Origin of the sequence: Stenotrophomonas rhizophila, assembly GCF_001704155.1 — a bacterium.
GTDB lineage: Bacteria > Pseudomonadota > Gammaproteobacteria > Xanthomonadales > Xanthomonadaceae > Stenotrophomonas > Stenotrophomonas rhizophila_A.
Map to the genome: position 1 here is coordinate 1,295,307 of NZ_CP016294.1, position 25,270 is coordinate 1,320,576.

22 protein-coding genes are annotated in these 25,270 nt (G+C 67.5%); 9 read left to right on the forward strand and 13 right to left on the reverse strand.

The annotated features are described in order from the left end of the window. Positions 1-9: 9 nt before the first annotated feature. Positions 10-435 carry a hypothetical protein gene (locus tag BAY15_RS05920; protein ID WP_068849899.1) on the forward strand — a complete coding sequence of 142 codons (426 nt, stop codon included), beginning with the start codon at positions 10-12 and terminating at the stop codon, positions 433-435. Positions 436-452: 17 nt separating this feature from the next. Here the strand turns inward: BAY15_RS05920 and BAY15_RS19625 are convergent, their stop codons facing one another. The 6 genes from BAY15_RS19625 to BAY15_RS05950 all read right to left on the reverse strand — a co-directional run bounded on the left by BAY15_RS19625 (position 453) and on the right by BAY15_RS05950 (position 6,833). Further along, complete coding sequence (locus tag BAY15_RS19625; RefSeq protein ID WP_083214076.1) at positions 453-1,247, reverse strand: energy transducer TonB; 795 nt, start codon at positions 1,245-1,247, stop codon at positions 453-455. Between the two features lie 301 nt (positions 1,248-1,548). Then, positions 1,549-2,805: a cysteine desulfurase gene (locus BAY15_RS05930; RefSeq protein ID WP_068849902.1), complete on the reverse strand. Its 1,257-nt coding sequence runs from the start codon at positions 2,803-2,805 to the stop codon at positions 1,549-1,551. Next, on the reverse strand, positions 2,802-4,064 hold the full coding sequence (gene sufD / locus BAY15_RS05935; RefSeq protein ID WP_068849905.1) for a Fe-S cluster assembly protein SufD: 1,263 nt from the start codon (positions 4,062-4,064) through the stop codon (positions 2,802-2,804). Before sufD ends, BAY15_RS05930 begins: the two co-directional genes overlap by 4 nt. Further along, entirely contained in the window at positions 4,064-4,828 is a 765-nt protein-coding gene (sufC, locus tag BAY15_RS05940; protein WP_068854574.1) for a Fe-S cluster assembly ATPase SufC, read from the reverse strand. The genes sufD and sufC overlap by 1 nt, the downstream gene beginning before the upstream one ends. A gap of 60 nt (positions 4,829-4,888) precedes the next feature. After that, positions 4,889-6,364 (reverse strand): Fe-S cluster assembly protein SufB, encoded by a 1,476-nt coding sequence (gene sufB, locus BAY15_RS05945; protein ID WP_068849908.1) that lies wholly within the window; start codon positions 6,362-6,364, stop codon positions 4,889-4,891. Between the two features lie 16 nt (positions 6,365-6,380). Next, positions 6,381-6,833 carry an SUF system Fe-S cluster assembly regulator gene (locus BAY15_RS05950; protein ID WP_068849911.1) on the reverse strand — a complete coding sequence of 151 codons (453 nt, stop codon included), beginning with the start codon at positions 6,831-6,833 and terminating at the stop codon, positions 6,381-6,383. A gap of 173 nt (positions 6,834-7,006) precedes the next feature. Here BAY15_RS05950 and BAY15_RS05955 point away from each other — a divergent pair, with 173 nt between their 5' ends. Beyond that, positions 7,007-7,474, forward strand: a complete 468-nt coding sequence (locus tag BAY15_RS05955; RefSeq protein WP_068854575.1) for an SET domain-containing protein — start codon at positions 7,007-7,009, stop codon at positions 7,472-7,474. Between the two features lie 242 nt (positions 7,475-7,716). After that, positions 7,717-8,259 carry a type 1 glutamine amidotransferase domain-containing protein gene (locus BAY15_RS05960; RefSeq protein ID WP_068849914.1) on the forward strand — a complete coding sequence of 181 codons (543 nt, stop codon included), beginning with the start codon at positions 7,717-7,719 and terminating at the stop codon, positions 8,257-8,259. A gap of 57 nt (positions 8,260-8,316) precedes the next feature. Here the strand turns inward: BAY15_RS05960 and BAY15_RS05965 are convergent, their stop codons facing one another. From BAY15_RS05965 to BAY15_RS05980, 4 genes are all read right to left on the reverse strand, one after another. Then, positions 8,317-8,913, reverse strand: a complete 597-nt coding sequence (locus BAY15_RS05965; RefSeq protein ID WP_068849917.1) for a DUF1439 domain-containing protein — start codon at positions 8,911-8,913, stop codon at positions 8,317-8,319. Between the two features lie 85 nt (positions 8,914-8,998). Further along, positions 8,999-9,532 carry a hypothetical protein gene (locus BAY15_RS05970; protein WP_068849920.1) on the reverse strand — a complete coding sequence of 178 codons (534 nt, stop codon included), beginning with the start codon at positions 9,530-9,532 and terminating at the stop codon, positions 8,999-9,001. A 41-nt stretch (positions 9,533-9,573) separates the two neighbouring features. Next, the gene (locus BAY15_RS05975) at positions 9,574-9,882 is read right to left on the reverse strand and encodes a DUF3861 family protein (protein WP_068849924.1); all 309 of its coding nucleotides are present in this window, start codon (positions 9,880-9,882) and stop codon (positions 9,574-9,576) included. 260 nt (positions 9,883-10,142) lie between these two features. Continuing rightward, on the reverse strand, positions 10,143-10,541 hold the full coding sequence (locus tag BAY15_RS05980) for an HU family DNA-binding protein (protein WP_068854576.1): 399 nt from the start codon (positions 10,539-10,541) through the stop codon (positions 10,143-10,145). Between the two features lie 384 nt (positions 10,542-10,925). On the opposite strand from BAY15_RS05980, the gene BAY15_RS05985 reads away from it, so the two are divergent. Then, entirely contained in the window at positions 10,926-11,360 is a 435-nt protein-coding gene (locus BAY15_RS05985; protein ID WP_068849927.1) for an OsmC family protein, read from the forward strand. Positions 11,361-11,402: 42 nt separating this feature from the next. Here BAY15_RS05985 and BAY15_RS05990 read toward each other — a convergent pair whose 3' ends face one another. Beyond that, on the reverse strand, positions 11,403-12,278 hold the full coding sequence (locus BAY15_RS05990) for a PhzF family phenazine biosynthesis protein (protein WP_068849930.1): 876 nt from the start codon (positions 12,276-12,278) through the stop codon (positions 11,403-11,405). A gap of 128 nt (positions 12,279-12,406) precedes the next feature. On the opposite strand from BAY15_RS05990, the gene BAY15_RS05995 reads away from it, so the two are divergent. The 4 genes from BAY15_RS05995 to BAY15_RS06010 all read left to right on the forward strand — a co-directional run bounded on the left by BAY15_RS05995 (position 12,407) and on the right by BAY15_RS06010 (position 19,152). After that, a complete protein-coding gene (locus tag BAY15_RS05995) occupies positions 12,407-15,010 on the forward strand; it encodes a bifunctional aspartate kinase/diaminopimelate decarboxylase (protein ID WP_068849933.1) in 2,604 nt (867 codons plus the stop codon). A 42-nt stretch (positions 15,011-15,052) separates the two neighbouring features. Then, entirely contained in the window at positions 15,053-16,405 is a 1,353-nt protein-coding gene (gene murL, locus BAY15_RS06000) for a UDP-N-acetyl-alpha-D-muramoyl-L-alanyl-L-glutamate epimerase (protein ID WP_068849934.1), read from the forward strand. Beyond that, a complete protein-coding gene (gene murD / locus BAY15_RS06005) occupies positions 16,386-17,795 on the forward strand; it encodes a UDP-N-acetylmuramoyl-L-alanine--D-glutamate ligase (protein ID WP_068849937.1) in 1,410 nt (469 codons plus the stop codon). The genes murL and murD overlap by 20 nt, the downstream gene beginning before the upstream one ends. Before the next feature lie 562 nt (positions 17,796-18,357). Beyond that, complete coding sequence (locus BAY15_RS06010) at positions 18,358-19,152, forward strand: dienelactone hydrolase family protein (protein WP_068849940.1); 795 nt, start codon at positions 18,358-18,360, stop codon at positions 19,150-19,152. A gap of 83 nt (positions 19,153-19,235) precedes the next feature. Here the strand turns inward: BAY15_RS06010 and BAY15_RS06015 are convergent, their stop codons facing one another. Then, positions 19,236-20,234, reverse strand: a complete 999-nt coding sequence (locus BAY15_RS06015; RefSeq protein WP_068849943.1) for a polyprenyl synthetase family protein — start codon at positions 20,232-20,234, stop codon at positions 19,236-19,238. Positions 20,235-20,428: 194 nt separating this feature from the next. Between BAY15_RS06015 and BAY15_RS06020 the strand changes: the two genes are divergently transcribed. After that, on the forward strand, positions 20,429-22,042 hold the full coding sequence (locus BAY15_RS06020) for an alpha-amylase family glycosyl hydrolase (protein ID WP_068849946.1): 1,614 nt from the start codon (positions 20,429-20,431) through the stop codon (positions 22,040-22,042). Positions 22,043-22,301: 259 nt separating this feature from the next. Here the strand turns inward: BAY15_RS06020 and BAY15_RS06025 are convergent, their stop codons facing one another. Continuing rightward, positions 22,302-25,052: a TonB-dependent receptor gene (locus tag BAY15_RS06025; protein WP_068849949.1), complete on the reverse strand. Its 2,751-nt coding sequence runs from the start codon at positions 25,050-25,052 to the stop codon at positions 22,302-22,304. Positions 25,053-25,270: the final 218 nt, after the last annotated feature.

Here is a 25,270-nt window from a genome sequence, read left to right on the forward strand (position 1 = left end):
CGTGCGGCTATGAAGTCCACTTTCCTGTCCTGCGTGTTTCTGTTGGCGCTGCCCGGCTGCGGCGAAGGGCCCCCGACGGACGACCGTTACCTGTCGCCCCGCCAGTTGGCCGTGGTGACCGCCGCCGCCAAGGATGACGACCTGGTGGCGATCAAGCGGCTCATCGCGCACTACGAAGCCACCCCCGGCAACGACGTGCCGGCCGCGCGCTGGCGGCAGCGCGCGCGCGACCTGGGCGATGTCCAGGAGCTCTACTACCAGGCGGCGTCGCGTTTCGCTTCCGCGCGGGTGGCGGAGAGTGCCGAGGTGCGCTTCCGTCTGCTGGCCGAAGCCCAGGACGCGGCCAAGCGCGCCTATGAGCGCGAGCCGGAGCATGCCAACCTGCTGCTGGTCGAACAGATCGAGCGCGAGATGCGCACGGCGCTGACCGAATAGCACGCCTGCGCGGGCGCTCAGCGGATGAAGAACTCCACCGGGAACGACAGTTCCACCGGTGCCGGCCGGTCGTCGGGCACGGCCGGCAACGGCGCGGCCCGGCGGAAGGTATCCAGCGCGGCCTGGTCCAGCATCGCGTAGCCCGAACTCTGCTCCACCGCCAGCGCAAGCAGCTGACCATCGCGGGCCAGGCTCACCCGCACCTGCACGACGCCCTCATGGCGGCGCGCCCGCGCGGCGTGGGGGTAACGACGGAAGCGTTCCAGCCGCGCGATGACCCGGCCTTCCCAGCTGTCGCGGCCGGGCGTGGTCTCGCTGGGGCCGGGCGGCAGCGGTGGGCTGGGCGGCGAGGCGGCAACCGAGGCCTGCTGCTGCAGCGGCGCAGGCGAATCCGGCTTGGGCTGCGGCGGGGTCGGTGGCGGAATCACCCAGTGGGCCGTCTCGCGGGGCGGCGTCCTGGGCCGGTCGCGCGGGGGTTCCGGTTTTTGCTGCTGGTGCGTGGCGGCCGTGCTGGGGGTGGGCGCGACGATGTCTTCCAGCGGTACTTCCGGCGCGCGCGGCGGCAGCAGTACCAGCTGGGTGCGGTCGGCTTGCGGGGGCGGCAGCACCGGCGTGCTGGCAACGTGGGTCCAGAGCAGCAGCGTGATGACGGCAGCGTGGGCCAGCACGGTCAGGCTGCCAGCGAGCGTGCGCGCATGGCGTTCGGTGAACGAGGTGCGTGCCCGCGCACGGCTCGGGGCACCCTGGTGTGGGCCCTGCAGGTAACCGTGCAGCGGTGGGGTGCTCGCGGCACTGGGGGCGACCGACGACATCCAGTGGCATTAATGAGAAGGGTTCTCATTATGGCATACGGGCTTCGTCGTATGCTCTGGCGGGGGAAAGGGATCGGGCGCAGGAACTCGTTGAATCTGCATCCCGTCCGTAGCTCAGCTGAATGGCGCTCAGCCAATCATGAAGGTGAATGCGCGCGGCTTGGAGGGCATGGAGCTCCGAAGGTTACGTATGGGGCGCACGACCAACGGTCGTGCGCTACCGGCTCGATGTAAAAGGTGCGCGCCATGCAAAACGCCGCGGTTGTCCGCGGCGTCTTCTTGTCAGCGTAGGAGGCAGGCGTCAGCCCAGCAGCTTGCGCACCTTGTTCAACGCCGCAATAAACCGCTCGATTTCGGCGTGCGTGTTGTAGAACGCGAGAGACGCGCGGCAGGTGGCCGCGACGCCGTAGTACTGCAGCAGCGGGTGCGCGCAGTGCTGGCCGGAGCGGATGGCCACGCCTTCCAGATCCAGCAGGGTGGCCAGGTCGTGCGCGTGCGCGCCTTCGATCAGGAAAGAGATCACCGCCGCCTTGCCCGGGGTGGTGCCGAAGATGCGCAGGCCGTCGATCTTGTTCAGTTCTTCGGTGAAGTGCGCAAGCAGCTCGCTTTCGCGCGCTTCCACGTGCTCCAGGCCCAGTGATTCCAGGTAGTCCACCGCCACGCCGAGGCCGATGAAGCCGGCGATGTTCGGGGTGCCGGCTTCGAACTTGTGCGGGGCATCGTTGAACACGGTGCCTTCGAAGCTCACTTCCTTGATCATCTCGCCGCCACCGAGGAACGGCGGCATGGCATCGAGATGCTCGCGCTTCGCCCACAGTGCGCCGGTGCCGGTAGGACCGCACATCTTGTGGCCGGTGATGGCGTAGAAGTCGCAGCCGATATTGGCGATGTCGACCTTGCGGTGCGGCACGGCCTGTGAGCCGTCCACCACGGTGATGATGCCGCGCTTGCGCGCTTCCCGGCAGATCTCGCGCACCGGGTTGACCGTGCCCAGCACGTTGGAGACGTGGGCCACGGCAAGTAGCTTGACCTCGGGGGTCATGGCCTTGCGCAGGGCATCCAGGTCGAGCGCACCTTCGGGGGTGATCTCGGCCACGCGGATCGTGGCGCCCGTGCGCTGGGCCACCAGCTGCCACGGCACGATGTTGGCGTGGTGCTCCATGCGCGAGACGAGGATGACATCGCCGGCCTTCAGCCGCGGCAGGGCCCACGAATAGGCCACCAGGTTGATGGCGAAGGTGGTGCCGCTGCACAGGATGAGTTCGCTTGCGCGCACGTTGAGGAAGCGCGCCAGCTTGCTGCGTGCGCCTTCGTAGGCGTCGGTGGCCTCGGTGCCCAGCGCGTGCACGGCGCGGCTGACGTTGGCGTTGTAGCGGCGGTAGAACTCATCCACCGCGCCGATCACCTGCACCGGCTTCTGGCCGGTGTTGGCGTTGTCGAAGTACACCAGCGGCCTACCGTGCACTTCCCGCATCAGCAGCGGGAAGTCCAGGCGCACGCGGTCCCAGTCGGGGGCGGCGGCCGTGTCGGCCACCGGGCGCGGGGTGGAGAGGTTCATGCCACGCCTGCCTTGGCCAGCGCGAGGTCCAGCTGACGGCGCAGCTGTTCGGTCAGGCGCGCGTCGAGCACGTTCAGCGGCTCGTGGCAGAACGCGGCGCTGAGCAGCTGCTGGGCCTGCTGGGCCGGCAGGCCGCGCGAGCGCAGATAGAACAGGGCGTTGGCATCGAGCTGGCCGACGGTGGCCCCGTGTGCGGCCTTCACTTCATCGGCGTCGATCACCAGCGTGGGCTGGGTATCGATTTCGGCGTCGGCGGACAGCAGCAGGTTCTTGTTGGACAGGTTGGCGTCGGTGCCATCGGCGCCGGCACGTATATGGATGCCGCCGTGGAAGACCACGCGGCTGCGGTTGGCGGCCACGCCACGCCACACCATTTCCGAGGCGGTATCGCGCGCAATGTGTTCGATGCCCAGGCGGGTATCGACATGGCGGCGGCCGTTGCCGAGCAGCACGCCGTTGGCGGTCAGCTGGGCGTTGTCGCCTTCCAGGCGCACGTTGAGTTCGTGGCGGCTGAGCGCGGCACCCAGCTCCAGGTCTACGCGGCGGTACTGCGCGTTGCGGGCCAGCACGGCATCGGTGCGCAGCAGGGCGGTGGCGCGGCTGCCATCGGCCTGCACGCGGGCGTGCGAGAGCACCGCGTCCTGGGCCAGATGGACGTGCACCAGGGTATTGCCCAGGTGCGCGGCATCGCCGGCATCCAGGTGGTGCTCGACCACGCCGAGCGCGGCACCGGCACGCAGTTCGATCAGGTGGCGGTGATGCCAGGCCAGGTCGCTGCCACCGGCGGCGCTGATGAAGACCAGCTGCAGCGGGGCTTCAACCTGCACGCCGTCGTCCACGCGCACCAGCACGCCTTCATCGGCGAGGGCGGCGTTGAGGCGGGCAAAGACTTCTTCGCTGCGCTCGAAGCGGCGGCCCAGGAAGCGCAGGGCTTCATCGCCAGCGGCCAGCGCCGAGGACAGGGTCTGTACCTGCACGCCGGCCGGCAGCGCCGACACGTCGCTGTGCGCGGCGGACGGGCGGCCGTTGACGAACACCAGCCGCGGCGACGGAATGTCGGCCAGCAGGGCAGGGTCAATCTCGGGCGCGGCCAGCGGCGCGGGCTGGAACGTACGGCGTTCGAGCTGGCGCAGCGAGGTGTACTTCCAGGCTTCGCTGCGCGGGCCGGGCAGGCCTGCCTGCAGGGCGGCGTCGAGCTCGGCGCGGCGGGCGTCGCTGCCGCAGAAGCCGGCGGCGAGGGAATCGAGCAGGGCGCTCATCAGACCGCTGCCTCCGGCACCACGCGGTCCTTCAGGAAGTGGTAGCCATGGGCTTCCAGTTCCAGGGCCAGTTCGGGGCCGCCGCTCTGCACGATCTTGCCATCGGCCAGCACGTGCACCACGTCCGGCTTGATGTAATCGAGCAGGCGCTGGTAGTGGGTGATGACCAGGAACGAACGGTCCGGCGAGCGCAGCGCATTGACGCCGTCGGCCACGCTCTTGAGCGCGTCGATGTCCAGGCCGCTGTCGGTCTCGTCCAGGATCGCCAGCTTCGGCTCGAGCACGGCCAGCTGGAAGATCTCGTTGCGCTTCTTCTCGCCACCGGAGAAGCCTTCGTTGACGCCACGGTGCAGCAGCTCATCCTTCAGGTGCAGCACGGCCAGCTTCTGGCGCACCAGCTTGAGGAACTGCATGGAATCGAGTTCTTCCTCGCCGCGCGCCTTGCGCTGGGCGTTGAGCGCGGCGCGCAGGAAGTAGGTGTTGTTCACGCCGGGGATTTCCACCGGGTACTGGAAGGCCAGGAACAGGCCGGCGGCGGCGCGTTCTTCCGGCGCCAGCTCCAGCAGGTCGCGGCCTTCGAACTGCACGCCGCCTTCGCTGACGTCATAGCCTTCGCGGCCGGCCAGCACGTTGCCCAGCGTGGACTTGCCCGCGCCGTTGGGGCCCATGATGGCGTGCACCTGGCCCGGCTTCACGTCCAGCGACAGGCCCTTGAGGATTTCCTTGTCGCCGATGCGGGCGTGGAGGTTGTCAATCTTCAGCATGATACGAATCCAGTAGTGCCACGCCATGCGTGGCAAAAAATCAAACGAAGGCGCGACCGGTCAGCCCACGGAACCTTCAAGGGAGACTTCCAACAGCTTCTTGGCTTCCACCGCGAACTCCATCGGCAGCTCGCGGAACACCTGCTTGCAGAAGCCATCCACGATCATCGAGACCGCGTTTTCCTGGTCAATGCCACGCGCGCGGCAATAGAACATCTGGTCATCGGAAATCTTGGACGTGGTGGCTTCGTGCTCCACCGTCGCGCTCGGATTCTTCACCTCGATGTACGGGAAGGTGTGCGCGCCGGAGGTCTTGCCGATCAGCAGCGAATCGCACTGGGTGTAGTTGCGCGCGCCATCGGCAGTGCGGTCCACCTTGACCAGGCCACGGTAGGTGTTCTGGCCACGGCCGGCGCTGATGCCCTTGCTGACGATCTTGCTCTTGGTGCGCTTGCCGATGTGGATCATCTTGGTGCCGGTGTCGGCCTGCTGGCGGTGGTGGGTCAGCGCCACGGAGTGGAACTCGCCCACCGAGTCATCGCCCAGCAGCACGCAGGACGGGTACTTCCAGGTGATCGCCGAACCGGTTTCGACCTGGGTCCAGGTGACCTTGCTGCGCGCGCCACGGCATTCGGCACGCTTGGTGACGAAGTTGTAGATGCCGCCCACGCCGTTCTCGTCGCCCGGGTACCAGTTCTGCACGGTCGAGTACTTGATCTCGGCATCTTCCAGTGCCACCAGCTCCACCACCGCAGCGTGCAGCTGGTTCTCATCGCGCATCGGCGCGGTGCAGCCTTCCAGGTAGGACACGTACGCCTTGTCCTCGCAGATGATCAGGGTGCGCTCGAACTGGCCGGTGTGGCCGGCGTTGATGCGGAAGTAGGTGCTCAGTTCCATCGGGCAGCGCACGCCCTTGGGAATGAACACGAAGCTGCCATCGGAGAACACGGCCGAGTTCAGCGCGGCGAAGTAGTTGTCGCCCACCGGCACCACGCTGCCCAGGTACTGCTTGACCAGCTCCGGGTGTTCCTTGATGGCTTCGGACATGGAGCAGAAGATCACGCCCTTCTCGGCCAGTTCCTTGCGGAAGGTGGTGCCGACCGAGACCGAGTCGAACACTGCGTCCACGGCCACGCCCGCCAGCTTCGCACGCTCGTGCAGCGGCACGCCCAGCTTGTCGTAGGTGTCCAGCAGTTCCTTGGGCACCTCATCCAGCGAGGCGTACTTCGGGCCCTTGGGCGCGGAGTAGTAGCTGAGCGCCTGCAGGTCGATCGCAGCGATCTGCAGCTTGGCCCAGTTCGGCATCGGCATGGTCAGGAAGTGGCGGTAGGCGTCCAGGCGCCACTGCGTCATCCATTCCGGCTCTTCCTTCTTGGCCGACAGGGCACGGATGGTGTCCTCGTCCAGGCCGGGCGGCAGCGAATCCGATTCGATGTCCGTGATGAAGCCGGCCGAATACTTGCGGCCGAGCTGCTCGTGGATCTCGCGGTTGGGGGTGTCGCCGGGGGCGACGGTGTCGAGGATATCGGTGGCCATGGGGGCTGCCTGTGGATCAGGAGACGACATCCGCCGCGATCACGCGGCGGGGGGCGTCAACAAGGGGAAGAGGGGGCAATATCTGCGCCAGGGTGACCTTGCGCAGTGCGTCGGACACCACGTCGTTGATCATCCGCCAGCTGCTGCGCGCGCCGCATTGCAGCTCGCGTCCGCACTGGCTGTGGTCGTGCGCGCACTCGGTCAGGCCCAGCGGGCCTTCCATGGCTTCGACGACTTCGAACAGGCTGATCTGGTCGGGGCGGCGGGTCAGCCGGTAGCCGCCGCGCACGCCGCGCAGGCCTTCCACCAGCCCGGCCTGGGCCAGGGGCTTGAGCAGCTTGCTGACGGTGGGCGGTTCGAGGCTGGCGAATTCGGCCAGTTCGGTCGCACTGAGAACCTCGCCCGGGCGAGCGGCAAGGACGGTCAGGACGACGGTGGCGTAATCGGTAAGCTTGGTGACGCGGAGCATGGGGAGGGCAGAACCATAAAGCGGACTGAAATTGTACGCTTTTATGCCCGGGCATCCAACCCGTCCTGTTCAGGTGATCGAAGCGGGGCGCCAGCAGGGGCGCGGTGCGGACGTGGTTGGGCAATCACAAAGATTAAGCGAGAATCGACCATCCCAACGTAATGGCCAGCCACATGCCCAAGAAGATCCAAGCCCGCAAGTCGACCATTCACGGCAATGGCGTGTTCGCGCTGGCGCCGCTCAAGAAGGGCGAGCGGGTGATCCAGTACAAGGGGCTGCTGCGCAGCCACGCCGACGTGGATGCCGATGATACCGGGGATGTGGAAAGCGGTCACACCTTCCTGTTCACCCTGAACGACGATTACGTCATCGATGCCAACTACAAGGGCAACGATGCGCGCTGGCTGAATCACAGCTGCGACCCCAACTGCGAGGCCGTGATCGAGGAAGCGGAGGGCGACAACCGCCGCGAGGACAAGGTGTTCATCGAGGCGATCAAGGACATCAAGCCGGGCGACGAGCTGACCTACAACTACGGCATCACCCTGGCCGAGCGTCACACCGCACGCCTGAAGAAGATCTGGGAATGCCGCTGCGGCTCGAAGAAGTGCACCGGGACGATGTTGCAGCCCAAGCGGTAAAGCGCCTGCGGCGCTTTACCGCGGTAGCACCCGACCGTTGGTCGGGTGACATTGCGTACCGACCAACGGTCGGTACCTACCGGCGGGTAGCGCCGGCCGTTGGCCGGCCCTCGGAATCCCACCTTTTGCACGTATCGACCCACGGTCGGTACCCACCGGCCACGCGACGTCCACATGCCAGTCACTCTCCGCCAATGCGCGGATCTGCATGGTAGGGGCTCACTTTTTCAAGGAGCCCCCACATGGCACATGACCTCAACGGCAAGCGCGTTGCCCTGCTCGCCACCGATGGATTCGAACAGTCCGAGCTGCAGGAGCCCAAGCGCCTGCTGGAATCCTGGGGCGCCAAGGTGTCGGTCATCGCACCGGGTGACGCCAGCCAGATCCGGGGTTGGAAGGACAAGGACTGGGGCGACAGTGTGCCGGTGGATCAGCCACTGGAAGGTGCCGACGCCGGCAGCTACGACGCGCTGGTGCTGCCGGGCGGGGTGATCAACCCCGACAAGCTGCGCACCCAGGCGCCGGCAGTGGCGTTCATCAAGGCGTTTGCGGCGGCCGGGAAGCCGGTCGCGGCAATCTGCCACGGTCCCTGGCTGCTGGTGGAATCCGGCTTGGCCAAGGGTCGCAAGGTGACCTCGTGGCCGTCGCTGAAAAGCGATCTTGGCAATGCGGGCGCGCAGTGGACCGATGCGGAAGTGGTGGTGGACAACGGGGTGATCACCAGCCGGAAGCCGGATGATATTCCGGCGTTTTCCGACGCTGTGGCGAAGGCGTTGGTTGGATGAACGAAGGGGTGGAGCCGGGCCGGGCCCGGTTCCACGCCAGCCGGGCAGGGTCCGGTTTTACCGGCCGAGGACGCCGGCGGGGACCAGCGTGCCGAGGTCCTGGTTGAAGGTGACCACCAGCTTGCCGTTCTGCACCTGGGCCGACTGCACCTGCAGCGCGCCAAGCATCGCGCCGACGGTCGGGTCGATCTTGTAGATTGGCTCACGGCGGGCGTAGTCGACCAGGAACGCGTTGAGCAGCTCGCGGGTGCGCGAGTCGAGCCTGCCGCCGTTGTTCGCGGGGGTGAAGTCGTCCACGGTCGGCTGGTCCAGGTGGAAACCCTGGGTCTGCGCGTCGTAGCGCAGGCCGCTGCTCAGCTTGACCTTGCCCAGCGGCGCGGGCGCACCGCCGGCAGTCGCCAGTGCCACGTCAAAGCCCAGGTCGAGGCGGTTGCCCTGCGGCAGGGTCAGCTTGGGGTGGCTCATGGTCATCGCGATCAGGCCACCGAGGGCGTCCTGGGTGCGCGGGAAGCTGCCGTCCAGATACTGCTGGACGTCCGTGGCACCGACAGACAGTTCGCGGCCGGAAATGCTCGGCGCGGCTTGTGCGCCGACGGCGGCAGCAATGAGGACGGTGCAGGCGGCGAAGCGGGTCAACAGGGGGCGTAGCGTCATGATCGGCAGGCGCGGCAGGGAGGTGGTGACACCATAGCGCGTCGGCCTGAATCAGCGCTTCATGGGCTCCTGCGTCGCTGCGCGGTCACTCCAGCGCCGGCTGCAGCGAGGCGCCGAGGATCTCCCACCCGCTGCCATCCGGGCGCGGTTGCAGGCGGTACCAGCCCGTGTAATGGAAGGTGCCCTCCGCGGTGATCGCGCGGATGCGTACCGGCACCTCGCGCAGCCGCGACGGCTGGGCGGTATCGCGGGCGATGGGAATGTCGGTGTCCACGCGCAGGTTGCGCAGCTGCGGGATGCTGCGCAGCACGGCGTCGTCCGGGCGTGCGCTGGTGTGGCCGCCGCTCCAGAACGCATCGGAGCTTTTGCGATCGCTGCCCAGCAGCGCATAGATGTAGTTGCGGACAGTGATGGTTTCGCTCGGCGCATCCGGGGCTACCGCGCTCAGTACCGGCGGCGCAATGGTGGCCAGGCCTTCGCCGTGGGCGGGAGTCGTCTCGGCGGATGCGGCGGCAGGGTCGGTCGCCGCCGTGCCCGCGGGCGTTTGCGTCGGCGCCGGATCTGGCTGGCACGAACACCCGGCAAACAGCAGCGGCAACAGGAACACGACTCGACGCATGGCAACACCCTCCCCGGTGGAAGGGAGAGTGTAGCGGTGGTTCAGGGGGCGCGCTGGATTGCATCCAGGGCGTCGAGCACCTGACCCAGCTGCGGCTGCAGGGTTGTGAGTGGATGCGCAGGCTGTTCGGCGTAGCGCGCGGCCAGGTCCTGCAGCAGCTGGGTGGCGACGATCGCCGCGGCGCGCTCGTCACCGGCCAGCCCGGTCTGCCGCCGGGCGACCTCCAGCAGGCGCATCCAGTCCTGCTGCGCGCGATGTTCCAGTTCAATGGTGCAGCGTCCGCTGCACTGCAGCCCGTCCTTTTCGATCGGGGTGATGGTGATGCGATAGCGTTGCGAGGGGCTGGCCATGGCGCTGCACTGTGGGGGGATGGGCCCACCTTAGGCGTGGCGATGGGGCCGGGCCACACGCGCGGTCGCACGCAGTGTTCCACCTTGTACCTTCCGGGGTTGCACGCAGTGGCCGCGAGGGCCGTGGCGGCTGGCTCTGCGCGATCCCTGCCGGGCGCAGGCAGGGTTTGGCAACGCTGTGTTTCGCTGCGCGTGCGAGCCCCAAAAAAGAACGGGACGGCCAAGGCCGTCCCGTTCGGGTGCTGCAGGAAGCGCGCAGATTACAGCGCAGCGTCCTTGAGCTTCTTGAGCGGACGCACCTTCAGCTTGGTGGTGGCCGGCTTGGCGGCGAACCACTGCTCTTCCTTGGTGAACGGGTTGATGCCCTTGCGCTTCGGCTTGGCCGCGACGCTGACGGTGGTGATCTTCAGCAGGCCCGGCAGGGTGAAGCTGCCTGCGCCCTTCTTGTGCACCGAGGAAGCCACTGCGGTTTCCAGCGAGGCCAGCACAGCGCGGACGTCCTTGGCGACAACGCCAGAGGCTTCGACGATGTGTGCAACCAGGCCGGACTTGGTCAGCACTTCCTTGATCGGCTTCGGAGCGGCCGGCTTTGCGGCAGCCTTCGTAGCGACTTTCTTCACTGCCTTCTTCGGGGCAGCCTTCTTAGCGGTCTTTGCCATGGTTTCCTGTTCCGTGATCGGTTGGTTGTGTGGTCGCGCCGAACCCATCGGCAAGCGAAATGTAGGGCAACAATGCGGCGCCGCCAATAGGCAAACGCATAAATATTCGGCTTTTCTGCGTTTGCGGTTACTGCAGTGCATCAGGACATGCCCAAAAAAACGGTCCGTGCGGCGGGGTAGGAGCGGTTCGTGGGGCCAGGCGGGTGGCCATCGATTGTGCGGAAATGCCTTGAAAACAGCATTTTGCAACGAGGCCAGGGTCACGCATGCCTGGCAAGGGGTCGGGCGGCTGCGGCCGGAAGCCGCAGGCCGGCACGGCCAGACACGGTGCTAACGCCTGCCGGTCTACGCTGGTGCTGCCATTCACCCACTAAGGATCCAACGATGGGCATTTCGCGTCACGCCACTGCGCACTGGGAAGGTGACCTCAAGACAGGCAAGGGACAATTGAGCACGCCGCAGAGCGGCCTGCTGGACAAGACCCGCTATGCCTTCAGCAGCCGCTTCGGCGATGAGAAGGGCACCAACCCGGAAGAACTGATCGCCGCCGCGCACGCCGGCTGCTTCACCATGGCGCTGTCGGCCAAGCTCACCGAGGCCGGTTTCGTGCCCACCTCGCTGGACACTGAAGCCAAGGTCGATCTGTCGATGGAAGGTGGCCCGCAGCTGTCGCAGATCACGCTCACGGTCAAAGCGGTGGTCCCCAACATCGACGCGGCCCAGTTCCGTGCCATTGCCGATGATGCCAAGCAGAACTGCCCGGTATCCAAGGCGCTGAGCGCGGTGCCGATCAGCATGGAAGCCGAGCTGGCTGGCTGAAATGTTCAGGGTGCCGACGCAAAGTCGGCACCCTGGGTGTCCCTACCAGGTGATCGTGCCCTGGATGACCGTCTGCACCTGGCCGCCGGACCAAACCTCGCCCTCGGCATCCACATGCAGGGTCAACCGCGCATCGTGGCCCACCTCGCGACCTTGGCTGACGACATAACTGCCCTCCACGCCGGGCAGGGCGTTGCGGCTGTCCAGCCACGCGGCCAACACCGCATTGGCCGCGCCTGAAGCGGCATCCTCGAACCGCCGGCCGTTGCCCACGAACGCGCGCACGGCCAGCTGGTAATCGTCTGCGGAGCTCCGCGCATAGGCGAACACGCCCATGCTGTCGGTGCTTTCGGCCAGCGTAGCCACCGCGTCCCAGTCCGGTGACAGGGCGCGCAACGTGGCTTCATCGGCCAGTTCCACCACCCACCAGCTGCGACCGCCGGACATGCGTGCCGGAGGCAGTCCGCCCAGTGTCCAGCCGGCCAGCGCCGCCGTCAGGCGCGGATCGGCCGCCGTGGTCACCTCGGCGACCGCCGCGCGCGGGGTGCGGATGGCGATGCTGCGCGTAGCCCCTTCGCCCACCACCCGCAGCGGCAGCGCGCCGGCGATGCCGTCCTGGACCAGGACGCCGTCCATCGGCGCGGCCAGGCCGGCGTCCAGCACCGCGTGCGCGGTGCCCACGCTGGGGTGGCCGGCGAACGGCACTTCCTTCTGCGGGCTGAACATGCGGATGCGGTAGCTGGCGCCCGGCACCTGCGGGGCGAAAACGAACGTGGTTTCCGGCAGGCGGGTCCAGCGGGCGATGGCCTGCATGCGCGCGTCGTCCAGGCCCTCCGCGTCCAGCACCACGGCCAGCGGGTTGCCGGCGCCGGGATAAGGGGAAAACACGTCAAGCTGCAGGAAACGGCGGGCGGTCATGGCGGATCGGTCTGGCGGAACGGTCGGGCAGCTTAACAAGCCCTGCCGGGGCGTGGCTTGGCATAGAATCAGAGGTTCGGCCCGGCGTGCCGGGTCGATCCCCCCACTACCTACCCATTCTTACCTCCATGTCAGCTTCCCCCCTTGTCGATCGCTGGATCGTACTGAAGTTCGGCGGCACCTCCGTGTCGCGTCGTCACCGTTGGGACACGATCGGGAAGCTGGCGAAAAAACGTGCGGAAGAAACCGGTGCGCGCGTGCTGGTGGTGGTGTCGGCCCTGTCCGGGGTGACCAATGAACTGACCGCGATCGCCGATGGCGCCGCCGACAGCCGCGCCCGCGTGGATGCGCTGGTGGCCCGCCACCGCGAGTTCCTGGCCGAGCTCGAGCTCGACGCCAGCGCGCTGGATGTGCGCCTGGCCGCGCTGCAGGGCCTGCTGGACGAGCCGCGCGCCGCCGCGCGCCCGCTGGAGTGGCAGGCCGACGTGCTGGGCCAGGGCGAACTGCTGTCCTCCACCATCGGCGCGGCCTACCTGCGCGCCAGCGGCCTGGATTTCGGCTGGATGGACGCCCGCGAGTGGCTGCAGGCGCTGCCGCCGCAGCCCAACCAGAGCGACTGGTCGCAGCGTCTGTCGGTGAACTGCCAGTGGCGCTCGGATGCCGAGTGGGCCGCGGCGTTCCGCGCCCAGCCGACCCGCATGCTGATCACCCAGGGCTTCATCTCGCGCCACGCCGATGGCGGTACCGCCATCCTCGGCCGGGGCGGCTCGGATACCTCGGCCGCCTACTTTGGTGCGCTGCTGGGCGCCAGCCGGGTGGAAATCTGGACCGACGTGCCGGGCATGTTCAGCGCCAACCCGAAGGACGTACCCGACGCGCGCCTGCTGACCCGCCTGGATTATTACGAAGCACAGGAAATCGCGACCACCGGCGCCAAGGTGCTGCACCCGCGTTCGATCAAGCCGTGCCGCGATGCCGGCGTGCCGATGGCGATCCTGGATACCGAACGCCCGGAACTGCCGGGCACCAGCATCGACGGCAATGCCGCACCGGTGCCGGGGGTGAAGGCGATCAGCCGCCGGAACGGCATCGTGCTGGTGTCGATGGAAGGCATCGGCATGTGGCAGCAGGTCGGCTTCCTGGCCGACGTGTTCGGGCTGTTCAAGAAGCATGGGTTGTCGGTGGACCTGATCGGTTCGGCCGAAACCAACGTCACGGTGTCGCTGGACCCGTCCGAAAACCTGGTCAATACCGATGTGCTGGCCGCGTTGTCGGCCGACCTGTCGCAGATCTGCAAGGTCAAGATCATCGTGCCGTGCGCGGCGATCACGCTGGTCGGCCGCGGCATGCGTTCGCTGCTGCACAAGCTGTCGGACGTGTGGGCGACCTTCGGGCGCGAGCGCGTGCACATGATTTCGCAGTCGTCCAACGACCTCAACCTGACCTTCGTCATCGATGAAGCCGACGCCGACGGCCTGCTGCCGATCCTGCACGCCGAGCTGATCGACAGCGGCGCGATGCCGGTGGAAGAGGGCGAGGTGTTCGGCCCGCGCTGGCGCGAGATCGCCGGCACCATCCGCCCGCGCGAAACCGCGTGGTGGCGGGGCCAGCGCGAGCACCTGCTGCACCTGGCCCAGGCCGGTACGCCTCGCTATGTATACAACCTGGCCACGGTGCGCGCCCGCGCCCGCGCGCTGGCCGCGATCAGGCCGATCGACCAGCGGTATTACGCGATCAAGGCCAACAGCCACCCGGCCATCCTGGAGCTGCTGGAGCAGGAAGGCTTCGGCCTGGAGTGCGTGTCGCACGGTGAACTGAAGCATGTGTTCAACGTGCTGCCGACGCTGTCGCCGCGCCGGGTGCTGTTCACCCCCAGCTTCGCGCCGCGCACCGAATATGAAGCGGCGTTCGCGCTCGGCGTGACCGTCACCGTGGACAACGTGGAAGCGCTGCAGCGCTGGCCGGACCTGTTCCGCAACCGCGAGCTGTGGCTACGCGTGGACCTGGGCCGGGGCGAAGGCCACCACGCCAAGGTCCGTACCGGCGGCAAGGACTCCAAGTTCGGCCTGCCGATCGCCCGCGTGGACGAGTTCGTGCGCCTGGCCGAAGACCTCGGCACCCGCGTGGTCGGCCTGCACGCCCACCTGGGCAGCGGCGTGGAAACGGCGCAGCACTGGCGCCTGATGTGCGACGAACTGGCCGGGTTCGCGCGCCGGATCGGCAGCGTGGAAACCATCGACATCGGCGGCGGGTTGCCCATTCCCTACAGCGATGACGATGAACCGTTCGACCTGGACGCCTGGGCCGTCGGCCTGGCCGAGGTCAAGGCGGTGCACCCGGCCTTCCGCCTGGCGATTGAACCGGGCCGTTACCTGGTGGCCGAATCGGGCGTGCTGCTCACCACCGCCACCCAGGTGGTGGAGAAGGACGGTATCCGCCGCGTGGGCCTGGATGCGGGCATGAACACCTTGATGCGCCCGGCGCTGTACGACGCCTGGCACGACATCGAGAACCTCAGCCGGCTGGGCGGGTATGCCGAGGCACTGTTCGACGTGGTCGGGCCGATCTGCGAATCCAGCGATGTGTTCGGCAAGCGCCGCCGGCTGCCGGTATCCACCGCGCCGGACGATGTGATGCTGATCGCCGATGCCGGTGCCTACGGGTACGTCATGGCCAACACCTACAACCAGCGCGAGCTGCCGCGCGAGGACATCATCGACGATGTGCCTTGAGCGCCTTCCGTTGGTTTCCCTTATTGCCTCACCGGATACGCCATGACTGCTTTCGATAAACACCAGGTTGCCTGCTTCCGCTTCGTCCGCTGCGACTTCGCCGCGGATACCGGCGTGGCGCAGCTGGTCTACGCCTTCGACAACGGTCCGGAGCTGGTCGAGACGGTCAGCATTCCCGGCGCGCCGTTCGTGCTGGACGCTGCCCGCGCCGAGGCCGTGCAGCGGGCGCTGCGCCTGCTGCACCTGTTCGCGGGCGTCAGCTATTACAAGGCTGCGGTGCCGGAGCAGGTGCGGATCGACAGCTACAGCATCGATGCCGATACCGCCGCGCTGGTGGAAACGGTGTACCTCAACGGGCTGGGCGAGTTCGCTTACCGCAACGGGCTGAACCTGCGCGGGCGGTTCCGCCTGCCGGTGGACGGCGAGGCGTTCACCGCGCCGGCGGTGGGCCTGCGCGAGCATGCACTGGTAGCCATCGGCGGCGGCAAGGATTCGCTGGTCAGCATTGAAGCGCTGCGCACGCTGGGCATCGCCGAAACGGTGACCTGGATCGGCGGTTCGCAGCTGATCCGTGCCTGCGCCGAACGCACCGGCCTGCCGATGCTCAACATCGGCCGCACGCTGGCCCCCGAGCTGTTCGAGCTCAACCGCCAGGGCGCGTGGAACGGGCATATCCCGGTCACCGCGGTGAACTCGGCGATCATGGTGCTGGCCGCGCTGCTGCAGGGCGTGGACCAGGTCGTGTTCTCCAACGAGCGTTCGGCCAGCTACGGCAGCCAGATCCCGGGTACCGGTGAAGTGAACCACCAGTGGTCCAAGGGCTGGGCCTTCGAGCAGGCCTTTGGCGAACACCTTGAGAGGCACGTGGCGGCGGACCTGCACTACTACTCGCTGCTGCGCCCGCTGTCGGAGCTGGCCGTGGCGCGCCAGTTCGCCAGGACCGATTTCTACGACGCGCATTTCTCCAGCTGCAACCGCAACTTCCACATCCTGGGCGAGCGCCCGGTGAACCGCTGGTGCGGGGTCTGCCCGAAGTGCCACTTCGTGTTCCTGGCGCTGGCCCCGTTCATGCCCAAGACCCGGCTGGTGCGCATCTTCGGCCGCAACCTGCTGGACGACATGGAGCAGGCCGGCGGCTTCGACGCGCTGCTGGAATTCCAGGACCACAAGCCGTTCGAATGCGTGGGCGAAGGCCGCGAATCGCGTGCGGCGATGGCCACCCTGGCGGCACGTCCGGAATGGAACGAGGATGCGCTGGTGAAGCGTTTCATCCAGGAGATCCAGCCGCAGCTGGACGGCGCCGAACTGCAGATCGAACCGTTGCTGGTGCTGGAAGGCGAGCACCGGATTCCGGCGGCGATCTGGGAGCGCCTGCGTGCGAATTTCGCAGCTTGAAGGCAAGCGCGTAGCGCTGTGGGGCTGGGGGCGTGAGGGGCGTGCGGCATTCGCCGTCCTGCGCCAACGCCTGCCGGGGCTGGCCCTGACTCTGTTCTGCCCCGAGGCCGAGGCCGCCGCTGCGCGGGCCGAGGCCGGCAATGCGCTGCAGGTGCGGTCGGATGTGAGCGGTGAATCCCTGGCCGCCTTCGAGGTGGTGATCAAGTCGCCGGGAATCAGCCCCTACGGGGAAGCTGCGGTGTCGGCGGCGGCGCAGGGCACGCAGTTCATCGGCGGTACCTCGCTGTGGTTTGCCGAGCATGCCGATGCCGAAGGCACCGTGCGCGACACCGTGTGCGTGACCGGCACCAAGGGCAAGAGCACCACCACCTCGTTGCTGGCGCATCTGCTGCGCGCCTCGGGCGCCCGGACCGGGCTGGTGGGCAACATCGGCCTGCCGCTGTTGGAGGTGCTGGACCCGCAGCCGGCGCCGGCGTACTGGGCGGTGGAGCTGTCCAGCTACCAGACCGGCGAGGTGGCGCGCAGTGGCGCGCATCCGCAGGTGGCGGTAGTGCTGAACCTGTTTCCCGAGCACCTGGACTGGCATGGCAGCGAAGCGCGCTACATCCAGGACAAGCTGGCGCTGGTGACCGGCGCGGCACCGCGTATCGCGGTGCTCAACGCGGCCGACCCGCACCTGGCCGCGCTGTCGCTGCCGGACAGCGAGGTGGTGTGGTTCAACCAGCCGCAGGGCTGGCACATGCGCGGCGAGTGGGTGTATCGCGGCGAGCAGCGGGTGTTCGATACCGCGAACACGCCGCTGCCGGGCCGGCACAACCGCGGCAACCTGTGCGCGGTGCTGGCGGCCATCGAAGCACTGGGCCTGGATGCGGTGGCGCTTGCGCCTGCCGTGCAGGATTTCAGGCCGTTGCCGAACCGCCTGCAGACCATCGGCCGCCGCGACGGGCTGCGCTTCGTCAACGACTCGATCAGCACCACCCCGCACGCCAGCCTGGCGGCGCTGGAATGCTTCGCCGGCCAGCGCATCGCGCTGCTGGTGGGCGGGCATGACCGGGGGCTGGACTGGCACGATTTCGTGGACCACATGGCGCACGACGTGCCGCCGGTGGAGATCGTCACCATGGGCGCCAACGGCCCGCGCATCCACGCGCTGCTGCAGCCGCTGGCCGATGCAGGCAGGTTCGGTCTGCACGCCGCCGGCGATCTGGAGGAGGCGGTGCGACTGGCCCGCACGGCGCTCGGCGAACAGGGTGGGGTGGTGTTGATGTCCCCGGGCGCGCCGAGCTACGGCGTGTACCGCGATTACGTCGCCCGCGGCCGACATTTCGCCGAGCTTGCAGGGTTCGACCCGGACCAGATCACCGCGATCCCGGGCATCGGCATCGCCTGACATTTCGCCAACGGCGCAGCCGGACGGTAGAGCGGACGGTAGAGCGGACTGTCAGTCCGCTGCTCTTCGCGGCCCACCGTGGCATAGCGCCAACGGCCCGGCGCAGCCGAAGGTAGAGCGGACTGTCAGTCCGCTGCTCTCCGCGGCCCACCGTGGCATAGCGCCAACGGCGCAGCCGAAGGTAGAGCGGACTGTTAGTCCGCTGCTCTTCGCGGCCCACCCTGGCATAGCGCCAACGGCGCAGCCGACGGTAGAGCGGACTGTTAGTCCGCTCTCTTCGCGGACCACCCTGGCATAGCGCCAACGGCGCAGCCGGACGGTAGAGCGGACTGTTAGTCCGCTGCTCTTCGCGGCCCACCCTGGCATAGCGCCAACGGCGCAGCCGACTAACAGTCGGCTCTACCACCCGCCGAGCGACCACCCGCCGTTTGACCCCCGCCACGCGACCGCCCGCCGTTTGACCACTCGCCACGCGACCCCCCGCCGCGTAACCACCCGCCCCCTGCGGCCCGTCACATGTCCCGACATACACTCTGGGCTCTTTCCCGGAAGGAGCAGGCGCATGAAGCAGCAATGGCAGTGGGGTGCGGCACTGGTACTGGGCATGACGGCATTGCCGGCCCTGGCGGCGATGCAGGCCAAGCCGGTGGAGTGGAAGCACGAAGGCACCACCTTCAGCGGGGTGCTGGTCTACGACGACGAAGACAACGACAAGCGCCCCGGCCTGGTGATGGTGCCGAACTGGAGGGGCGTGAACGAGTCGGCCATCACCAAGGCCAAGCAGCTGGCCGGCGACGATTACGTGGTGCTGGTCGCCGACGTGTACGGCAAGGGCGTGCGCCCGAAGACCGACGCGGAAGCCGGCCCGGTGGCGACCAAGCTGCGCAATGACCGCCCGGTGCTGCGCGCCCGCGCGCTGAAGGCGCTGGAAGTGCTCAAGGCCCAGGCCAGCAACGCGCCGCTGGATGCCACGAAGATCGGTGCGGTCGGGTTCTGCTTCGGCGGCACCACGGTGCTGGAGCTGGCCCGTGCCGGGGCGCCGCTGGCCGGTGTGGTCAGCCTGCATGGCGGGCTGGGCTCGCCGTTGCCGGCCAAGGCCGGTGGCACCCATCCGTCAGTGCTGGTGCTCAATGGTGCCGACGACAAGGGCATCAGCAAAGACGACATCGCCAGCTTCGAGCAGGAGATGAACGCGGCCAAGGTCGATTGGGAGTTCACCAACTACAGCGGTGCGGTGCACTGCTTCGCCGAAGCCGATGCCAACAACCCGCCGGGCTGCCTGTACAACGAGCGGGCGGCGAAGCGGGCGTGGAAGAGCCTGGATACGTTCTTCGACGGGTTGTTCGACAAGCGCTGACGCCCGCCGCGTTGCGGCGCCGCCCGACCAACGGTCGGGCGCTACCCCGGTAGGCGACGACCGTTGGTCGTCACCCGCGGGGATCAATGCGAACGCTGTACCGCGTAACGGGCCAGGCCGCGCAGGGCGGCGACCGCATCGTTGTCGGCCAGGCCGTCGAGCGCGCGCTCGGCGGCGTCGGCGTATTCCTCGGCGCGGCGGCGGCTGTATTCCAGCCCGCCGGTGGCGTGGATGGCGGCCAGCACTTCCGGCATCGCATCCGCATCGCCGTTCTGCACGATGGCGCGCAGACGCTCGCGGGTGGTGGCGTCGGAATGGGCCATGGCGTGGATCAGCGGCAGGGTCGCCTTGCCTTCGGCCAGGTCGTCGCCCAGGTTCTTGCCCAGTTCCTCGGCGTTGGCCGAGTAGTCGAGCACGTCGTCGGCGATCTGGAAGGCGTAGCCCAGCGCCATGCCGTAATCGTACAGCGCCTGCTGGGTGGCCTCGTCCACGCCGCTGGCCAGTGCCCCCAGGCGGGTGCCGGCGGCGAACAGCACCGCGGTCTTGCGCTCGATCACCCGCAGGTAGGCGGCCTCGTCGGTATCCGGGTTGTGCACGTGCAGCAGCTGCAGCACTTCGCCTTCGGCGATGCGGTTGGTGGTGTCGGCCAGGATCTGCATGACCGGCATGCGGTCCAGTTCGACCATCAGCTGGAAGCTGCGCGAGTACAGGAAGTCGCCGACCAGCACGCTCGGGGCGTTGCCCCACAGCGCATTGGCGGTGCTGCGGCCGCGCCGCAGGCTGGATTCGTCCACCACGTCGTCGTGCAGCAGGGTCGAGGTGTGGATGAACTCGATGATCGCCGCCAGCTGGTGGTGCTCCGGGCCGGCCTGGCCGACCGCGTGGCCGGCCAGCATGACCAGCATCGGCCGCAGGCGCTTGCCGCCGGCAGAGATGATGTGGTCGGCGATCTGGTTGATCAGCACGACATCCGAGGACAGTCGGCGGCGAATCAGCGCATCCACGGCGGCCATGTCGGGCGCGGCGAGCGACTGGATCTGGGGCAGGCCCAGCGCGGGGCGGGTGTCTTCGGTGATGGTCATGCGGTCTGACTTTCAGGCGTGGGCGGAATTATAGGCGGTGCGGACGTATTCCGCCCGCGAAGGCGGTCCGGGGGCCGGGCAGAGCGTGAATACGTATGCAAGCGGCGCCACCGCCGAGGGTGCGCCGCTAAGCTTGTCGGGTACGTTCTGGCGCCCGTGGGAGGGCGCCCTGGAAGCCCGGAGGGGGGCCCTCGATGACGCAGATTCCATGGTGGCGCGGTGCCGTCATCTATCAGATTTACCCGCGCAGTTTCCTGGATGCCAACGGTGATGGCGTGGGCGACCTGCCCGGCATCATCGAACGGCTGGACTACGTGGCCTCGCTGGGGGTGGACGCGATCTGGATTTCGCCGTTCTTCACCTCGCCCATGGCCGACTTCGGTTACGACATCGCCGACCACCGCGATGTGGATCCGCTGTTCGGCACCCTGGCCGATTTCGACCGGTTGCTGGCCAAGGCGCACGCGCTGGGCCTGAAGGTGATGATCGACCAGGTGTTCAGCCACACCTCGATCGAGCACGCCTGGTTCCGCGAGAGCCGCCAGGACCGCACCAATCCCAAGGCGGACTGGTACGTGTGGGCCGACCCGCGCGAGGACGGCACCCCGCCCAACAACTGGATGTCCATCTTCGGGGGCGTGGCCTGGCAGTGGGAGCCGCGCCGCGAGCAGTACTTCCTGCACAATTTCCTGGCCGACCAGCCGGACCTGGACTTCCACAATCCGGCCGTTCAGGAGGCCACCCTGGACTACGTACGGTTCTGGCTGGACCGCGGCGTGGATGGCTTCCGCCTGGATTCGATCAACTTCTGCTTCCACGACAAGCAGCTGCGCGACAACCCGGCCAAGCCGCTGGAAAAGCGCCTGGGCCGGGGCTTCAGCACCGACAACCCGTACGCCTACCAGTACCACTACTACAACAACACCCAGCCGGAGAACCTGCCGTTCATCGAGCGCCTGCGCGGGCTGCTGGACGAGTACCCGGGCGCGGTCAGCCTGGGCGAGATCTCCGCCGAGGATTCGCTGGCGACCACGGCCGAGTACACCGCGCCGGGTCGCCTGCACATGGGCTACAGCTTCGAGCTGCTGGTCAAGGATTACAGCGCGGCCTACATCCGCGACACGGTGTCGCGGCTGGAAGCGACCATGACCGAAGGCTGGCCGTGCTGGGCGATCTCCAACCACGACGTGGAGCGCGCGGTGACCCGTTGGGGCGGGCACCCGGCGCAGCCGCGGCTGGCGCGGCTGCTGGTGGCGGTGCTGTGTTCGCTGCGCGGTTCGATCTGCCTGTACCAGGGAGAAGAGCTGGGCCTGGGCGAAGCGGACGTGCCGTTCGAGGCGCTGCAGGATCCGTATGGCATCACCTTCTGGCCGAACTTCAAGGGCCGCGACGGGTGCCGCACGCCGATGCCGTGGCTGGATGCGCCGCTGGCCGGGTTCACCAGCGGTACGCCGTGGCTGCCGATCCCGCAGGAGCACCAGGCCAGTGCAGTGGCGGTGCAGGAGCACGATCCGCACTCGGTGTTGAACGCGTTCCGCCATTTCCTGGCGTGGCGCCGCACCATGCCGACGCTGCTGCTGGGCGACATCCGGTTCCTGGACACCGCCGAGCCGGTGCTGATGTTCGAACGCGTGCACGCGGGCGAGACGCTGCTGCTGGCGTTCAACCTGTCGCCCGAGACGGCGCAGGTGGCGTTGCCGGAAGGGCAGTGGCACGCGCTGCACGTGCCGGGCCCGGATGCAGGGCAGGCCGATGGGGCAACGCTGCACCTGCCGGCACAGGCGATGTACTGCGCACGCCGCGCCTGATTCACGATTTCCGGTGGTATTGATGGGCGGAGCCGCAAGGTTCCGCCCTTTTTTTCTTCGATCAGGTTCATCGCGAGCGTTGAGGGCCCCGCCGCGGCCGGCAGGCCCCTGTGCAAATGTCCCCCGGCGGTCGCCCTGCGGCGACGGCCTCCTCCTTTACTTTGCCAGAAGCCTGCCGGCCGCGGCGGGGCTCGGCTTGCGGCACGAAAAAACCCGCTGCTCGCGCAGCGGGTTCTTCGTTCGTGCTACTACGCCTGGGTCAGAACTTGTAGTTCACACCCAGCATGTAGGTACGGCCCCACTCGATGTACTCCAGCGGGCGATCCTTGGTGCCGGCGTAGGTGCGGTACGGCTCGTTGGTCAGGTTGCTTCCCTGCAGCAGCAAGGTCAGGCCGTGCAGCGCGCTGTCGTCGGCGAAGGTGTAGCTGATCTGCGCGTCGGTCACGTTCTCGCCCACCACGTAGCGCAGCGTGCGGTTGCCGTTGAAGTTGCCGATTTCACCGATGAAGTCCGAACGACGGCGCTGGCTCACGCGCGCTTCGAAGCCATTGCGCTCGTAATAGGCGGTGAAGTTGTACACGCGCTCGGACAGGCCCGGCAGACTGATCGGATCGGTGCCCACGCTGGACGCGCTTTCCGGGTCCAGGATCTTGATGTCGCTGTCATTGAAGGTCGCGCTGGCCTGCACGCCGAAGCCACGCAGCGGTTCGGCCAGCATTTCCAGCGGGAACGACGCGGTCAGCTCCAGGCCACGCAGGGTGCCGCCTTCGCCGTTCTGCGGTGCGGAGAAGGTGCCCGTGGTCTGCAGCGGGGCGGTCATGCCCGGCGGGATGACGTAGCTGGCCAGCAGGTCGCTGAAGTCGTAGTCGTCCACCGACTGGGTGTAGACGTAGCTCTTCAGGTCCTTGTAGAAGATCGCTGCCGCCACATACGCCTTCTCACCGAAGTACTTCTCGTACGACAGGTCGATCGCGTTGGCGCGCCACGGATCCAGCAGCGGGTTGCCGCCACTGCCGCCCGGCTTGCCGGTGGCCGTATCCACGCCGAACTCCAGGCCGGCGCGCATCTGGTCCACGCGCGGGCGCGCGACCTGCTTGGCCACCGCGAAGCGCAGGGTCTGCTGGTGCGGGAACAGGAAGGCCAGGTTCAAGCTCGGCAGCCAGTCGGTGTACTTCTTGCCTTCGTCGATCGGCAGCACTTCCTGGCCGGCCGGGCGCGAGCGGTCGAAGTAGTTCGACTGCGAGCTCTGGTCGGTGGTGATCATCTGCACACCGATGTTGCCGCGCACGCCCACGTCACCGATGTCGGTGTTGATGTTGGCGCGCACCCAGGCCGTGGTGGTCTTTTCCTGCACCACCCACGACTTGGGAATCAGGTAATCCAGGTTGGTGACCGGGTTGAACGTCATGTAGCGGTCGACGGCCGCCGGCACGTTCCACGCCGGGATGTAGCCGATGCCGGCAAAGCCCAGGTTGACCGGGGCGTACTGCAGGTCGCCGGCGACGTTGGCGTCGCCCTGCGCGCCGAGCAGGATGTTGCCTTCGGCCTGGGTCTTTTCCTTGCGGCGGTCGGCGTAGTTGACGCCCACGTCCACGTCCTGGAACCACGACAGCGCTTCGGGCATGTTGAACGTGCCCTGCAGTCGCGCGCCCTTCAGGCGGTCTTCCACCTGCGGCACCTTGCCGTAGCCGGAGCCGTAGATGGTGTTGGTCAGGTACAGCGCTTCAGGGTTGGAGTAGTCCAGGCCCGGGCGGATCTGCGAGAAGCCATCCGGGTTGATGGTCAGCCCGATGGTGTCCAGCTGCGGCATCGGGGTGAGCTGCAGGTTGTTCTCCAGGTTCAGCTCATCGCGGGTGGCCTTGGAGTAGTTCACATCGGCGGTAAGCTTGAAGCTGTCGAAGGTCAGCTCGTTGTTCCAGCCGAACGCGTCGATCTTGTCTTCGCGCTTGTTGTACATGCCGCGCACCAGCGGGTACACGCCGCTGGCGGTGCCGCCGGTGAAGGTGCCGTTGCCGTTCACCTGCGGATTGGTGATCAACAGGCCCGGGGTGTAGCCGCCGTTGTAGTTGCTGAGGTTGACCTCGAACTGGTTGGCGGTGTCGATCTGCTCGGCCTTGGTGTGGAACATGTCCAGCGTGCTGGTCCACACGTTCGACGGGCGGAACTGCACGGTGGCCATGTAGCCGTCACGCTTGGCGTTGCCGGTACGGCGCAGCGCCTTGATGCCGTCGGAGAACGCGGTGCCCGGTGCCACGCCGGGGCGGTTGCCCTGGTCGGTCTGCTCGGTGGTCCACGGCTCGTACAGGCCCACCTGGTTTTCCTGGATCGGGTTGTCGCTGTGCGCGTAGCCCAGCGCGATGCCCCAGGTGTTGTCGGCGAACTGGTCGATGTAGCTGGCGCTGAAGCGGTTGCCGAACGCATCCACGTTGGCGGCCTTGCCCAGCGAGTTCTTCGAATAGCGGCCGCTGAGCGCGATCACGCGCTCGCCGAACGCCAGCGGGCGCACGGTCTGCATGTCGATGGTGCCCGACAGGCCCTGGCCGACCAGCGCCGCATCTGGGGTCTTGTACACGGTCACGCCGTTGACCAGTTCGGACGGGTACTGGTCGAACTCCACGCTGCGGTTGTCGCCGGTGCTGACCACTTCACGCCCGTTGAGCAGGGTGGTGGCGAAGTCGGGCGACAGGCCGCGCACGCTGATCACCTGGGCACGGCCGGCCACACGCTGGGCGGCCAGGCCGGGCAGGCGGGCCAGCGATTCGGCGATGCTCACATCCGGCAGCTTGCCGATGTCTTCGGCCGAGATCACCTCGACCACCGAGGTGGCGTCCTGCTTGATCGCAATGGCGTTTTCGATGCCGCGGCGGATGCCGGTGACCTGGACGGTATCCAGGTCGGTGGCGGCGTTACCAGCCGGCGGTGCGGTGGTGGTGGACTGCGCCAACGCCAATGACGGCGTCAGGGCGACGGCCAGCGCGATACTCAGCGCGCTGCGCTTGCGATTCAACATTTTCCCCTCCCAGGCAATGTTGCCAAACTCATGTTGTGATCAACGGCGATGCGTTGCCGCAGGTGTCATGGCGCGGTGGCCGTTGACTGCGTGGCTATGGTAGGCAGCGCGCCTTCGGCGTGAATCACCCTGCATACGTATTCAATGAAAATGCGGGATTATGGAACCGGTTTCAGCGGCGGCACGACCAACGGTCGTGCCCTACCGGGGCATTGACG